This is a genomic window from Dactylosporangium roseum (assembly GCF_025264685.1).
Lineage (GTDB): Bacteria > Actinomycetota > Actinomycetes > Mycobacteriales > Micromonosporaceae > Dactylosporangium > Dactylosporangium roseum.
Map to the genome: position 1 here is coordinate 2558349 of NZ_CP073721.1, position 13955 is coordinate 2572303.

A 13955-nucleotide genomic window follows, 5' to 3' on the forward strand; every position below is an offset into this window, starting at 1 on the left:
CCACGGCACACCGGCCGGCCGGGTGGGAGGTGGGTGCGGAGCCGGCGCGGGTGTTCGGCGGTGTCCCCCGTGCCGCTGGCGCGGCGGTGCGGCGGTGCTTCGGGCCGGCGGGTCGTCGGCGGTGCGGCGGTGTCCGGCCGTGTGCGGCGCGGCATCGTCCAGCGCGGCGCCGTCCAGCGCGGCGCGCAGCCGGTCGAGCGCGGTGCGGAGCAGCCGGGTCACCTGTGCGGGCGAGCAGCCGACCTGTTCGCCGATCTCCTCGTACGTGCGGTTGCCGTAGAACCGCAGGACGACGACCCGGAGCTCCCGATGGGGCAGGCGGCGCAGTTGTGCGTGGAGGGCTTCGCGATCGTCGACCGCGCCGGTCTCGTCGGTGTCGTCGGCCAGGGTGTCGGCGATCGTGGCGCCGTCGTCGGACGGGTCGGCGGGTCCGTCGAGGGACAGCATGTGCTGTTCGTGCAACACCCGCAGCGTGCTCGTCACCTCGGCTTCCCCGCACCGCATCGCGGCGGCCGTCTCGGCGACGGTGGGATCGCGCCCCAGGTGCTGTGTCAGCCGGTCGCGGACGTCGGTCATCAGGGCGAGGAGTTCGCCGTGGCGCCGGGGTGTGTGCAGCGGCCAGCGGTTGTCCCGGATGTAGCGCTTCAGCGCTCCCGAGAGGGTGGGCGTGGCGTACGCGGAGAACGGCACGCCGCGCCCGGGGTCGAACCGTTCGGCGGCCTCGACGAGCGTGAGCGCCGCGACCTGGCGGATGTCCTGGGCGCGTGGATCGCGGCGGTATCGCGCGGCGACCTTCTCGGCGAGCCGCAGATGCCGCTCGACAAGGCGATTGCGCAGGACGACCCGCTGTGCGGTGTCCGCGCGCCGCATCGCGGTGAACGCGGCACCGCACCCCGGGTCGCCGCATCCGCACCCGGGACCGGTCGTGACCGTGCCCGTTTGCCGTTCGCGGAACCATGGGTTCACGATGCCGTGACCCCTTCCTCCGGCCAGGCGGCGAACATGGCCGCCCTACCCGTCATTGCATAGTGCAAACATTGCATAGTGGATCACGCCACGGGCGGGTCGTGCGATCACCCGGTGGTGGCGATGGCCCGGTGCTTGCCGCGGGTACCGTTGGTCACGGTGACAGTCGGTGGCGCTCGTTGCGGTGTCGAGCGCCACCTCCTCATCCAGGACCGGCGGTGCGGTGTCCGTGTCGCACGGCGCACGTGGCCCGGTTCGACGACGCGAGGAGGAACGGCGGGGATGACAGCGGCACCGGATGCCCGGCACCGCGCCGTCGGATAGCTCGCGGCGATGATCTACGCTCTTGCGGTTTGCGCCGCGGCACTCAGCGGCATCGGCAATGCGATCCAGCAACGTGCGGCGGCGCGCGCACCGGCCGGCGCCACACTGCACTGGCGGCTGCTGGGATACCTGCTCCGGCAACGGCTGTGGCTGAGCGGTCTCGCCGTCGCCGTGGCCGGCAACGTCATGACCGGGGCGGCGTTGGGCATCGGCACCGTCACGCTGGTGGAGCCGCTCACGGTCACGTCGCTGCTGTTCGCACTGCCGGTCGCGGCGCTCTGGAGCCGCTACCGGCTCGGCCGCCGCGAGTGCGTCGGCGCGCTCGCCGTCGTCTTCGGCCTGGCGGCCTTCCTGGTGGCCGGCCGGCCGGAGCCGGGTCAGCGGACGGATGCTCCGCTGTGGCAGTGGATGCTTGTCGCCGGGGCGATCGGGCTGATTACCTGGGGACTGGTCCATGTGGCCCGGCGGCTGCGTCCGCAGCAGGAGGCGTCGGTGCTCGGTCTCGGCGCCGGCATGCTGTTCGGCCTCCAGGCGGCGTTGACCAGTACCGCCGCGCACCGGCTGTTCAGTGACGGGCCGCGGGCGGTGCTGTTGTCCTGGACGCCGTACGCGATCGTGGCGGTCGCCGCGGTCGGCATGCTGCTGGCGCAGAGCGCGTACAAGCTGGCGCCGCTGTCGATCTCCTATCCGGCGGTGACCGCCGCGGAGCCGCTGGCCGGGGTCGCCATCGGTGTCGGTGTTCTCGGCGGCGCGCTGCGGATCGGGCCGCTGGCGGTCCTCGCACAGATCGTCGCGTTGGCGGTGATGACCGCCGGCATCTACGCGGTGGCCGCTTCGCGGCTGGTCGAGGCGCACCACCATCACCGGTTCCACCCTCCCCATCTGCATATCGGGTCAGGTCATCGCTGAATTCAGGTCCGGACGTCCGTCGGGACGTACCCCACACACCTCCTGGTCCGCTCTCCCCCTGAACGTACGCCGTCCTCGACCGTGAAACCAGGCGATGCGCGCGGGCCGTGTCGAGGCCCGGATCGGACAGCCGTCAGCTCGTGCCCGGTCCGCGTTGTGGCATCGAGCCGGGTTTTCCGTTCCCCGGTTGCTGTTGGCGGATGTCTGACCGGGTGGTGGCGGCGAGCCAGATGCCACCGATCATGGCGAGCACGGCGATCGCTTGGATCGCGAGCCGCGGCCCGTCCGTGGAGATCGTCTCGTGGAAGGCGGTCACGCCGATCGCGACACTGACGGCAGGGTCGAGGATGGTGATCGCGGTCAGCGGCACGGCGATCCGCGAGGTCTGGAAGGCGTTCTGGTTGAGGGTCACCGCGGCGAGCCCGACGACGACGAGCGCATAGGTCTGCCCGCGGGTGAAGATCGCGAGCGGCTCCGTGGACAGCGTCGCGGTCAGCGCTTTGAGCAACGAGGCGGCGACGCCGTAGAGCACGCCGCTGGCCACGCCCAGCAGCACGGCCCGGACCGCGTTGCCGGCGAACCACGCGGCGGCCAGGCACACCGCGAGCAGCGGGCCGGCCCAGAGCGCGACGCCCAACCAGCCCGCCACCGACGGCTCGGCGATGCCGGGCTGGGGCTGGGCGGCGAGCAGGAACACGGCCAGGCCGGCTCCGCCGAGCGCCACCACACCGTAGTCGCGTGCGTGGACCCGCCGCCGGTTGAGGGCGGCCGCCAGCGGTATGGCCAGGAACAGGCCGGTGATCAGCAGCGGCTCGACCAGGACGAGCGGCCCGAAGCTGAGCGCCAGGGCCTGCAACCCGGTGCCGATGCCCTCGGGCACCCAGGCCAGCAGCCATCTCGGCCGCCGTATCAGGCGTAAGAGCAGCCGGGGATCGAGCGGCGGCGCCCGCTCCTCCTGCCGGGCCTCGCTCTGCTCGAGCGCGGCGCCGACGGCGAAGGCAGCCGCCGAACCCAGCGCGGCGACAACCGCGACAGCGTTCATGACGCCCACCCGCCGGCGTCGACGTCACCGATGGCCGGCATCGTCACCGACGAGCGACGGCCGTTCGCCGGCGGCGATGTCGGCGATACCGGTCGCGGGATCCGCGGCGAACAGCGCCAGCCCGGCGTCGCGGGCTCGCCGGCCCCGCTCGCCGCCGACGACCTCGGCGAGCGCCCGTCCGAGCTCGCCCCGGCGGCGCACCAGGGTGGTCACCCCGGCCTCGGCCATGGAGGCCGCGCTCGCCTTGCCGTGGCCGGGCAGCGGCCGGTACGTGAGGACGGGCACCCCGCAGGCCATGGCCTCCAGGGCGGTGAGCCCGCCGCCGTTCTCGACGAGCACGTCGGCGGCGCGCAGCAGGTCCGGCATGTCGTCCACCCAGCCGAAGACGTGCCCGATTCCGGCCCGCAGCATCCGGCGCCGCAGCGCCGGGTTGTGCCCGCAGACCGTGACCGGGATCGCGACGCCGGTGGCCGCGATCTCAGCGGCCGCCGCGGCGACTTCGCCGACCCCCCACGCGCCGGCGACGAGCAGCGCGAGCCGGGCGTCCGGCGGCAGGCCGAACCGTTGCCGGGCCCGCCGCTTCGCCGACGCCGAGGCCGGGCGGCACCGGGCGGACACCAGCCGGCCGGCCACCCGCACGTCGGTCGCTCCGTGGGCGAGAGCCTGGACGCGACCGGTCTCGTGCGCCGTGTAGTGCACGTCGACGCCGGGGGAGAGCCAGATCGGATGCACGGCGAAGTCGGTCAGGTAGGTGACCACCGGCACGGCGAGGTGTCCGTCGCGGCGCAGCGGTCCGAGCAGTTGGCTGGCGATCGGGTAGGTCGACACGATCGCGTGGACGTCGGCGGGCAGCGCCCGGCGCATCCGTGGACGCACCGGGCGCAGCAGGGCGCGCGTGATCGGCCCGGCGCCCCGGAACCGGCAGGCGATCGCGAATAGGCCGTCGTAGAACCACGGCAGGCGCAGCAGCATGCCGCGGTACGTGCCGCGCAGCAACCGCCCGAGCCGCCACGGAAAGACGTCGGTGACGTCCATGCAGTCGACCCGGAAGCCCCGGTCGCGCAGCCGGGTCGCCAGCTCGCGGGTCGTGCCGTCGTGCCCGGCGCCGACGCTGGCCGAGATCACCATGACGCGGCGGCGCGGGTCGGCGCGGACCGGACCAGACTCGGTGATGGACACGCCAGGCGCTCTACCGCAAAAGCGCGTGGTTCTAACCCTCGGACGTCGCTGGAAGCTGGAAGAAAGGACAATCCGATGCGGATCGCGGGCCGGGTCGCACTCGTTACCGGCGCCTCTTCGGGGATCGGCAGGGCTGCGGCGCTGCGGCTGGCCGAGGCGGGCGCGCGGCTGGTCCTGCACGGCCGGGACCGGCGGCGGTTGTCGGCGTTGGCCGGACGCACCGGCGGGTTTCCGGTGCCGGGTGACCTCGCCGAACCGGCGGAGGCGAGCCGGCTGGCGGCGGAGGCGGACCGGCTCGCCGGCGGCGTGGACATCCTCGTGAACAACGCCGGCGTGGGCTGGGCCGGACCCTTCAGCGGGATGGCGCCGTCCGACATCGAGCGGCTGGTCGCGGTCAACCTGGTCGCGCCGATGCGGCTCACCCGGGCACTGCTGCCGGCGATGTGCGCCCGCCGGGACGGGTGCGTGATGTTCGTGACGTCGATCGCCGGACGGACGGGCGTGGCCGGCGAAGCGGTCTACGCGGCGACCAAGGCCGGCCTCGACAGCTTCGCCGAGAGCCTGCGGCTCGAGACGAACGGCTCCGGCGTCGGGATCGGCGTCTTCGTGCCCGGGGTCGTCCAGACCGAGTTCTTCCGGCGCCGGGGGCGGCCGTACGAACGCCGCAGCCCCCGGCCGCTGCCCGTGGACCGGGTCGCGGACCTGCTGGTCGAGACGATCGCGACCGGCAGCGCCGAGCGATACGCACCCGCCTGGCTGCGGCTGCCGGTCGTGGTCCGCGGTGTGGCCCCCGGACTGTACCGGCGGCTGGCCGCCCGGTTCGGCTGACGCTACCCGGCCCGCAATGCCCGCAGCGATTGCTTGAGCGACGACATCGTCGCCAGCACGGCCGTCGGTTCGTAGCCGCAGTGGGCCATGCAGTTGGCGCATCGTGCGTCGCGACCCCGGCCGTAACGCTGCCAGTCGGTGTCCTCCACCAGCTCCCGGTAGGTACCGACGTGTCCGTCGGCCATCAGGTAGCAGGGGCGCTGCCAGCCGAACAGCGAGTACGACGGCACAGCCCAGGCCGTGCACGGAAAGTCGATCTTGCCCTCCAGGAAGTCGAGGAACAGCGGGGAGTGGCTGAGGCGCCAGCGCCGCCGCCGGCCGTCGGCGAAGGCCTTGCGGAACAGCTCGCGGGTCTGCTCGACACCGAGGAAGTGCTCCTGGTCCGGGGCCTTCTCGTAGGCGTACGCCGGGGAGATCATCATCTCGTCGACCCGGAGCTCGTCGTTGAGATGGTCGAGCACGTCGATGACGGTCTGCGGGGTGTCGGTGTTGAAGAACGTCGTGTTGGTGGTGACCCGGAACCCGCGCCGCTGCGCCTCCCGCACGGCGGCCACCGCCTCGTCGAACACACCGTCCTTGCACACCGACGCGTCGTGACGTTCCCGCAGGCCGTCGATGTGGACGGTGAAGGCGAAGTACCGCGACGGCTCGAACTTGTCGAGCTTCTTCGGCAGCAGGACGGCGTTGGTGCACAGGAACACGTACTTCTTGCGCCGCACGAGCTCGGCGGCGATGGTGTCGATCTGCGGGTGCATGAGCGGCTCCCCGCCGGCGATGGAGACCATCGGCGCGCCGCACTCGTCGATCGCGGCGAGTGCCTGCTCGACGGGCATCCGGCGCTTGAGGACGTCGGCCGGGTGCTCGATCTTGCCGCAGCCGGCGCACTTGAGGTTGCAGGCGAACAGCGGCTCCAATTCGACCAGCAGGGGAAACTTCTCGCGACGACGCAGCTTCTGCTCGACCAGGTACCGGCCGATTCGCAGCCGCTGCCGCAGTGGAATGCTCATTGCCGTACCTCCTTTGGCAACATGAACCGGACGTCCTCGCTCACGGCGGTGTGCTCCCGGACCGTCCCCGCGCCGAGCCCCGACAGCGCGCCGACCACCTCGTCGACGAGGACGGGCGGTGCCGAGGCGCCGGCGGACACGCCGACGGTGCGGACGCCCGCGAGCCACCGCAGGTCGATGCCGGCCGCGCCGTCGACCAGGTACGCCGGTGTCCCGGCACGTTCGGCGACCTCGACCAGGCGGCGCGAGTTCGACGAGTTGGTGGAGCCGACGACGATCATCGCGTCGCAGGCGGCCGCGACCTCGGACACCGCGCGTTGCCGGTTGGTCGTGGCGTAGCAGATGTCGTCGGACGGCGGGGCGGCCAGCTCGGGAAACCGGTCCCGCAGCACCGCGACGACGTCGGCGACGTCGTCGACGGCGAGGGTCGTCTGGACCAGGTAGGACACCCGTCGCGGGTCGGCGACCCGCACCTGCTCGGCGTCCCGGACGTCCTGGACGAGGCGGATCCGGTCGGGCGCCTCGCCGAGGACGCCGTCGGTCTCCTCATGGCCGGCGTGCCCGATGAGCAGGATGGTGTCACCGTGTTCGGCGAACCGGCGGGCCTCGCTGTGCACCTTCGTGACGAGCGGGCAGGTGGCGTCGACCGTGGACAGGCGCCGAGCGGCGGCGGCCGACCGGACCGCGGGCGACACGCCGTGCGCGGAGAACACGGTCACCGCTCCTTCCGGAACGTCGTCGACGTCGTCGACGAAGACCGCGCCCCGTCCGGTAAGGTCGGCGACCACGTGCGTGTTGTGCACGATCTGCTTGCGGACGTACACCGGCGGTCCGTGCAACTCGAGGGCGCGTTCCACGACGAGGATGGCGCGTTCCACCCCGGCGCAGAACGAACGGGGTGCGGCGAGCAGGACACGGCGGACCGTGGTGGCGGCCGCCCACTCGTCCAGGCCGGCGGCCACGGCCGGCAGGGCCGCCAGCGCCGTGCGCAGTTGCCGCAGGGTGCTCGGATGGATCACCGCACCGGTGTCGGCGACGACCCGCACGCAGGCGGCGGGCCGGCCCGCGGGTCCGGCGAGCAGCCAGGCCGACTCCAGGTCCACGGCCAGCGCACCGGTGGCGGCAAGGCGGTCCCGCGTCGTTCCCCGCGCCAGCCGTTCGGTGCTGACCACCGGGCCGGTCCGGACCGTGAGCCCTTGACGGCGCAGCGCGCCCGCGACCATGACGGCCGCGGGGAGCACGGTCGTGGCGGGCCGGGGATCGGCGACCCACGGTGCGGCGCGGACCTCGGTGGCCACGACGACGTCACCGGGCCGCAGCGCCGCGTCCAGCCCGCCGCCGACCCCGGCCACGGCGAGCGCCTCGGCGTCCGTCACGGTGGCCGAGCGGGTGGCGCGTTCGGATCGGCGGCGCCCGACGCCGGTGTGCAGGACGGTGCCGGCCGGGCCGGGCAAGGCACGGCGCAGCTCCGCCGCCTCCGTGCACATCGGTGCGCAGAGCACCCAGCCACCGTCCGTCCGCTGCCGCGCCGGCGTACTCATGGGTCCTCCTGTGCGGTGTCCCGCAGGACGCGGCCGAGGGCACTGACCGGGAACACCAGCCGGTACAGGTGGTAGTTGATGTGGAAGTCGCCCGGGAAGCCGGTGCCGGTGTAGTACGGCTCGTCCCAGGTGCCGTCGGGGCGTTGGGTGCGGACCAGCCACGCCAGCGCCCGGCGCGCCGCCGGCGAACGATGCTGGCCGGCGGCGTGCAGCGCCAGCAGGGCCCAGGCGGTCTGCGACGCGGTCGACGCCCCGCGCCCGCGCATGGCCACGTCGTCGTAGGAGCGCATGTCCTCGCCCCAGCCGCCGTCGCCGTTCTGGTGGTGCACCAGCCAGTCCACGGCGCGCCGGATCGCCGGGTGCCGCGGTTGGATACCGGCGCCGGCCAGGGCGGGCACGACGCAGCCGACGCCGTACACGTGGTTGGCGCCCCACCTGCCGAACCAGGATCCGTCCGGCTCCTGCGCCCGCAGCAGCCACCGCACGCCGCGGCGGGTGGCGGCCGAGTTCGTCAGGCCCTGGGCGCACAGCGCCTCCACGATGTGGGCGGTGACGTCGGCGCTGGGCGGGTCGATGACCTCGCCGAAGTCGCAGAACGGCAGGTCGGCGACGAGCGCGCGGTCGTTGTCGGCGTCGAAGGCGCCCCAGCCGCCGTCGCGGGACTGCATGCCGATCAGCCAGCGGGTGGCCCGTCCCAGCACGGGATGGTGCCGCAGCGGGGTGCGCCGGAGCGCGAGGATCACCTCGGCGGTGTCGTCGGTGTCGGGGTAGCCGTCGTTGTCGAACTCGAACGCCCATCCGCTCGGCGGGACGTGCGCGCGGCGGACGGCCCAGTCGCCACGAGTGGTGATCTCCTGTCCGGCCAACCAGTTCCCGGCGCGGACGAGTGCGGGATCGTCGGCCGGGAGCCCGGCGTCGGCCAGCGCCGTGACCGCGAGCGCGGTGTCCCATACCGGTGACTGGCACGCCTCCAACCGGCGGACCGTACCCTCGGGCGTCCGCTCCCGGACGGTGAAGCGCTCCAGTCCCTCGAGCCCGGCCCGCAGCACCGGATGCGTGAGGGGATACCCGAGCAGGTGCAGGGCGATGAGTGAGTACACCCACGGGGGCTGGATGCCGCCCCAGGAACCGTCGGCCTCCTGCCGGGCCACGATCCACTCGGCGGCACGGCGCAGCGCATGGCGGCGCAACGAGCGGGCGGCGATGCGTTCGTAGCCGCGGACGGCCAGGTCGAGGCGGTGCAGCCAGCCGGCACGGCGCGACAGCGGCGGCGGCGGCGGTGGCCGTCGCCCCGTGCGCAGCTCGGACAGCGAGAAACCCAGCGACCGCACGGGTCGTGTGGCCCGCACGATCGCCAGCGGCACGATGGTCTGCCTGGCCCAGCACGCGAAGTCGTACACGTTGAACGGCATCCAGGCGGGCAGCAGCACGAGCTCGGGCGGGATGGCGGGCACCTGGTGCCACGGCCATTCGCCGAACAGGGCCAGCCAGATGCGGGTGAACACGCGGCTGCGTTCGACGCCGCCGTGGGCACGGACGAACGCGGCGGCCGCCCTCATGTGCGGCGCGTCGGCCACGTCGCCGGCCAGGCGCAGTGCCGCGTACGCCTCGATGGTGGTGGACAGGTCGCCCGGCCCGCCGTGATACGTCGTCCACGCGCCGTCGTCGAGCTGCCGGGAACGGATCCAGCGGGCCGTCTGCGCGGTCAGCTCGTCGTCGGAGATCCCGAGGAACCGGCGCAGCAGCAGGTCCTCGGCCTCCATCGTCACGTTGGTCTCCAGCTCGCCCTTCCACCAGCCGGCAGCGTCCTGGAGGCCGAGCAGCTTCGCCGTCGCCCGGTCCAGGCCGGTCCGGACCCGGTCGAAGAGCTCATCGCCGGTGGGCGCCTGCGCCAGCACCTGTGTCATCAGTGATCACGCCCCGTCACGAGGCGGGCGAGGTCCACCAGGTCGTTGTGGACGTCCGCGGGCAACACGAGCGCGGCGAGCTCGTCGAGTGCGCGGGCTAGCTGACGGTCGGCCTCGTCCTGAACCCAGTCCCGTGACCCGGACTCCTCCAGGAGCCGGCCGGCGGTCACGAGGTCGGCCTCGCGCAGTTCGCGGGTGGCTGCGTACAGCTTCCGGAACGTTTCGCCGGCGGCGGTACCGGAGGTGAGCGCGTGCACGATCGGCACCGACTTCTTGCGTGCCCGCAGATCGGACCCCACCGGCTTGCCGGTGCGCCCGGGCTCGCCCCAGATGCCGAGCTGGTCGTCCACGAGCTGGAAGCTCATCCCGAGGTGCGCGCCGAAGCGGGACAGGCCCTGGGTCAGCGCCGCGGGCGCGCCGCACAGCAGTGCCCCAAGCGTGCAGGCGCAGGACATCAGCGCCGCGGTCTTGTCGGCGGTCATGGCGAGACACTCGTCGAGGCCGACGTCGTCGCGACGTTCGAACTCCAGGTCGGCGGCCTGCCCGGCGATCAACCGGTGCACGTCCGCGTCCAGCCGCCGGGCCGCGTGGACACCGCCCGGCCGGCCGTCGCCGGTGAGCGCGTCATGAGCGAGGATCATCAGGGCGTCGCCGGCGAGGATCGCGGCGGCGGTACCGAAGACCGCCCAGGCGGTCGGGCGATGCCGGCGCATCGTGTCCTGGTCCATGACGTCGTCGTGCAGCAGCGAGAAGTTGTGGGCGAGCTCGACGGCGGCGGCAGCGGCGACGCCCCGCTCGGGTGGGTGACCCGCGGCGCGGGCCGACAGCAGGGCCAGGGCCGGGCGGATGCCCTTGCCGCCGGCGGTGGTGGGTGTGCCGTCGGCGTCGCAGTAGCCGAGCTGGTAGGCGGCGACGCGCTGGTTGCGGGGATCGAGGCGACCGATGAGGTCTCTGATCCGGGGCTCGACCAGGGCAGGCACCTGATCGAGGCAGGCGACGGGTGCGATGGTCAACGTGTGCCCTCCAGGTTTCGGTTCTGGGATACGAGGTGGGCGAGCACGACGTCGGCGGCGCGGTGACCGCTGCGGACAGCGCCCTCCATCGTGTCCGGCCATCCCGTGTCGGTCCACGCGCCGGCCAGGACGAGGCCGGGCAGGCGGGTCGCCGCGCCGGGACGCAGCGCGCGAGTGCCGGGAGCCTGCCGGAACGTGGCATGCGGTTCGCGGGTGACGAACGCTTCCAGCAGCCGCGCCGACCGCGCCGCGGGGAAGATCCCGGCGACGGCGGCGGCGTGGGTGGCGGCCAGCCGTCCGGCCGGAACCGTGATGGTGTCGTCCGCGGCGGAGATCGAGACCACCAGGTACTGCCCGTCGGACATCGACGCCGGCGTGCGGTCGAAGATCCACTGTACGGGGGACTCGACCGCCGCGGCGAACGGCAGGCGGGTGACGGACGACTCGTACCGGAGATGGACGTTCACGATCGGGGCGCTGCCCAGCCGGTGCCAGTCGTCCCGGTCGCGGGACGCCGCGGCCGGCACCAGCCGCGCGGCGGCGGCGTGCGGAACGGCCAGGACGACCGCGTCGGCGACGAGCTCGTCCCGGACCGCGCGACCGCCGGCGCCGCCGGTCGCGACCCGGAACCCGGCGGTGTCCGGCTGGATCCGCTCCACCCTGCTCCCGGTCGCCACCCGCACGCCGAGCCGGGTCAGCAGCCGGTGTGCGGGACGGCCGTGCAGGCTGGACAGCGGTACGAGCGGACGCCCGATGTCGCCGGCGTCGGCCCGCTCCAGCAGCCCGGTCCGGAACACCCGCGCGGCAAGGGCCAGCGACGCGTGCTCCGCTGGCGTGTTGAGCGCGGCGACCGTGATCAGGTCCCACAGCCGGCGCACCGCCCGGGATCCCTGGCCGTGGTCCTGGAGCCAGCCGCCGAAGCTGCGCCGGTCGCTGCCCGGGTCGTCCGGATCCACGGCGCGCAACGCGTTGACCGCGCCGATCGCGCGTATCCGCTCCCGGGCATTGAGCAGAGAGTACCTGGCCAAGGCCGGGAGCAGGTGGGCCGGGGCAGGCAGGCCAGGCGTGCGGGCCAGCACGTTCGGCGACCGCCCGGGCGTCAGGACCGGGACGGAGAACCGTGGCTGTAGCTGGGTCATGCCGGTGCTGCCGAGCCGGTCGAGGAGGGCCCGGTACCGCTCGTAGCAGCGCAGGAACACGTGCTGCCCGGTGTCCACGACGAGACTGCCGTGGTCGAACGAGTACGTCGCCCCGCCGAGTTCGCTGCGTCGCTCGAGCAGCGTCACCCGGATTCCGGCATCGGCGAGGCGGACGGCGGCGGTGATGCCCGCGAGCCCACCGCCGACGACACACACGTCGTGGCCGGCGTTCGCCGCCGGTGGACTCGGCGTCACGCCGTCCGCCTGACGAGTGCGCGGGCGGCGACCATGGCCTTCGCCCGGGGTGGCAGGGAGAGCCGCGTCCGCGTGACGGCCATCGGATCGTTCACGATGCGGGCCAGCAGCCGGTGGTAGATGCCGGCCATGGCGGCGGTGCAGGCGGCACTGCGCGCGTCCAGCATCGGCAGGAGTTGCAGGCCGGTCTCGTACCACCGCTCGGCACGCTCGGCCTCGAAGCGCACGAGGGCGATGAAGTGGCCGGGCGGGTCGGCGAAGCCGTCGCCGTCGAGCTCCAGGTTGCAGCCGAATCGGTCCAGGTCGTCCTTGGGCAGGTACACCCGGCCGTTGTGGCGATCCTCCCGCAGGTCGCGCAGGATGTTGGTGAGCTGCAGCGCGACGCCCAGCGCGTCGGCCAGCTCGGCGGCTCGTCCCGGTGTGCCGACGTCGAACACGCCCAGCGACAGGCGCCCGATGGAGCCGGCAACACAGCGGCAGTACCACAGGAGGTCGTCGATCGTGGCGTAGGTGGTGCCGCGGACGTCGGCGGCGCAGCCGTCGATCAGCTCGTCGAAGGCCTCCAACGGGATGGGCAGCCGCTGCGCGGCGTCGTGCAAGGCCAGCAGTACCGCGTCGTCCGTGGCCGAGTCCGGCAGGCGGCGCAGCGACTCGCGGACCCGGTCGAGCCGGGCCAGCTTCTCGTCCGACGGCAGGTCACCGTCGCCGATGTCGTCGATACGGCGGGCGGTGGCGTACACCGCGGACAGCGCGCGCCGCTTGTGTTCGGGCAGCAGGCGGATGCCGTAGGAGAAGTTGCGTGCCTCCCGCCGGGTGATCTCCTCACACCGCCGGTACGCCTCGTCGACGGTGGTGGCCGCGCTCACCCCATGCTCCTGACCATCACGCCCAGCCAGGACGTCGCGATGTCGCGCCTGCGGGGCCGGGGCGCTCCGGGCAGAGGGTCGTATCCGCTGCGTTCCAGCGCCCTCAGCGTCGCGTACCCACCGGCGAGGTACCCGCCGACAGCGACCCGGGCCCAGCCGCGCAGTGCCGTGAGCAGCGGTGCGCCGGCGTCCAGCCAGGACTTCGCGCGTCCGGCCTCGAAGCGGACGACCGCACGCAGCGTGCTGCTCGCCGTGGCCGCGGCCAGGTCGGTGTCGCGCACACCGAACCGGTCGAGGTCCGCCTCGGGCAGGTAGACCCGGCCGCGCCTGCGGTCCTCGGCGACGTCCTGGAGATGCTCGATGACCTGCAGCGCGGTGCAGATGCGGTTCGACAGCGCGACCCGGGCCGGGCCGGCCTGACCGAACACGTGCAGGACGAGTTCGCCGACGGGGTCGGCCGACAGCGAGCAGTACCGGACGAGTTCCTCGACGGTGGGGTAGCGGGTGACGATCTGATCGACGCGGTTCGCCTCGATCAGGCGCAGCAGCGGCCCGGCGGGAAGCCGGCACGCCACCACCGTGGGGGCCAGGGCGCACAGCACCGGATGCTGAATCCGCTGTCCGCCGTACAGCCGACGGACCTCCGCCGCGAACGCGTCGAGCGTCGCTGTGCGGTCGGCCGCGGTCACTCCCGCGCCCGGTTCGTCACCCAGGTCGTCGACGAACCGGGCGTAGTGGTACAGCGCATACAGGTGCCGGCGGGTGGTTTTGGGCAGGATACGAAGTGCCACCGGGAAGTTCTCGGCACCGGCACGCGCTTCCAGCGGTACGCGTCCACCGGACAGTGCCGTCGACTCCGTCGTCACGTTGCTCATGTCAGGAGTCAGCTCCGGTGCCGGAGGTGGCTTGTGACGCTGCGAAGAGGTCGATGCCGCGCATTGCGGCGCGCTACCCGCAATCCCGCGCTCGTAACCGGCCA

At 73.3% G+C, this 13955-nt stretch carries 11 protein-coding genes and 2 pseudogenes; 2 read left to right on the forward strand and 11 right to left on the reverse strand.

Features of this window, described 5'->3' with window-relative positions; genetic code table 11:
* Window positions 1-234: 234 nt before the first annotated feature.
* Window positions 235-870: pseudogene (locus tag Drose_RS39035) on the reverse strand (sigma-70 family RNA polymerase sigma factor); the annotation flags it as partial.
* Between the two features lie 429 nt (window positions 871-1299).
* Between Drose_RS39035 and Drose_RS12615 the strand changes: the two are divergent.
* Complete coding sequence (locus tag Drose_RS12615) at window positions 1300-2199, forward strand: DMT family transporter (protein WP_260728363.1); 900 nt, start codon at window positions 1300-1302, stop codon at window positions 2197-2199.
* A gap of 133 nt (window positions 2200-2332) precedes the next feature.
* Here Drose_RS12615 and Drose_RS12620 read toward each other — a convergent pair whose 3' ends face one another.
* Entirely contained in the window at window positions 2333-3241 is a 909-nt protein-coding gene (locus tag Drose_RS12620; protein WP_260728364.1) for a DMT family transporter, read from the reverse strand.
* 24 nt (window positions 3242-3265) lie between these two features.
* Complete coding sequence (locus Drose_RS12625; RefSeq protein WP_260728365.1) at window positions 3266-4420, reverse strand: MGDG synthase family glycosyltransferase; 1155 nt, start codon at window positions 4418-4420, stop codon at window positions 3266-3268.
* Between the two features lie 75 nt (window positions 4421-4495).
* Here Drose_RS12625 and Drose_RS12630 point away from each other — a divergent pair, with 75 nt between their 5' ends.
* A complete protein-coding gene (locus Drose_RS12630) occupies window positions 4496-5248 on the forward strand; it encodes an SDR family NAD(P)-dependent oxidoreductase (RefSeq protein ID WP_260728366.1) in 753 nt (250 codons plus the stop codon).
* A 2-nt stretch (window positions 5249-5250) separates the two neighbouring features.
* Here the strand turns inward: Drose_RS12630 and hpnH are convergent, their stop codons facing one another.
* The 8 genes and pseudogenes from hpnH to hpnC form a co-directional block, all read right to left on the reverse strand.
* Window positions 5251-6255, reverse strand: coding sequence for an adenosyl-hopene transferase HpnH (gene hpnH, locus Drose_RS12635; RefSeq protein WP_260728367.1), 1005 nt, complete (start codon window positions 6253-6255; stop codon window positions 5251-5253).
* On the reverse strand, window positions 6252-7205 hold the full coding sequence (locus Drose_RS12640) for a 4-hydroxy-3-methylbut-2-enyl diphosphate reductase (protein ID WP_260729703.1): 954 nt from the start codon (window positions 7203-7205) through the stop codon (window positions 6252-6254). Before Drose_RS12640 ends, hpnH begins: the two co-directional genes overlap by 4 nt.
* 120 nt (window positions 7206-7325) lie before the next feature.
* Window positions 7326-7796: pseudogene (locus tag Drose_RS12645) on the reverse strand (phosphorylase family protein); the annotation flags it as partial.
* On the reverse strand, window positions 7793-9703 hold the full coding sequence (shc, locus tag Drose_RS12650; RefSeq protein WP_260728368.1) for a squalene--hopene cyclase: 1911 nt from the start codon (window positions 9701-9703) through the stop codon (window positions 7793-7795). The pseudogene Drose_RS12645 and the gene shc, both read right to left, overlap by 4 nt.
* Entirely contained in the window at window positions 9703-10716 is a 1014-nt protein-coding gene (locus Drose_RS12655) for a polyprenyl synthetase family protein (RefSeq protein ID WP_260728369.1), read from the reverse strand. Before Drose_RS12655 ends, shc begins: the two co-directional genes overlap by 1 nt.
* Window positions 10713-12110: a hydroxysqualene dehydroxylase HpnE gene (hpnE, locus tag Drose_RS12660; protein ID WP_260728370.1), complete on the reverse strand. Its 1398-nt coding sequence runs from the start codon at window positions 12108-12110 to the stop codon at window positions 10713-10715. The genes Drose_RS12655 and hpnE overlap by 4 nt, the downstream gene beginning before the upstream one ends.
* Entirely contained in the window at window positions 12107-12976 is an 870-nt protein-coding gene (hpnD, locus tag Drose_RS12665; protein WP_260728371.1) for a presqualene diphosphate synthase HpnD, read from the reverse strand. Before hpnD ends, hpnE begins: the two co-directional genes overlap by 4 nt.
* On the reverse strand, window positions 12973-13851 hold the full coding sequence (gene hpnC, locus Drose_RS12670) for a squalene synthase HpnC (protein WP_260728372.1): 879 nt from the start codon (window positions 13849-13851) through the stop codon (window positions 12973-12975). Before hpnC ends, hpnD begins: the two co-directional genes overlap by 4 nt.
* Window positions 13852-13955 lie beyond the last annotated feature (104 nt).

What these genes read in the sequence shown, in the direction of transcription:
- Drose_RS12615 (WP_260728363.1), top strand. Translation starts at nt 1,300, where the DNA reads ATGATCTACGCTCTTGCGGTTTGCGCCGCGGCACTCAGCGGCATCGGC.
- Drose_RS12620 (WP_260728364.1), bottom strand. Translation starts at nt 3,241, where the DNA reads ATGAACGCTGTCGCGGTTGTCGCCGCGCTGGGTTCGGCGGCTGCCTTC.
- Drose_RS12630 (WP_260728366.1), top strand. Translation starts at nt 4,496, where the DNA reads ATGCGGATCGCGGGCCGGGTCGCACTCGTTACCGGCGCCTCTTCGGGG.
- hpnH (WP_260728367.1), bottom strand. Translation starts at nt 6,255, where the DNA reads ATGAGCATTCCACTGCGGCAGCGGCTGCGAATCGGCCGGTACCTGGTC.
- shc (WP_260728368.1), bottom strand. Translation starts at nt 9,703, where the DNA reads ATGACACAGGTGCTGGCGCAGGCGCCCACCGGCGATGAGCTCTTCGAC.
- hpnC (WP_260728372.1), bottom strand. Translation starts at nt 13,851, where the DNA reads ATGAGCAACGTGACGACGGAGTCGACGGCACTGTCCGGTGGACGCGTA.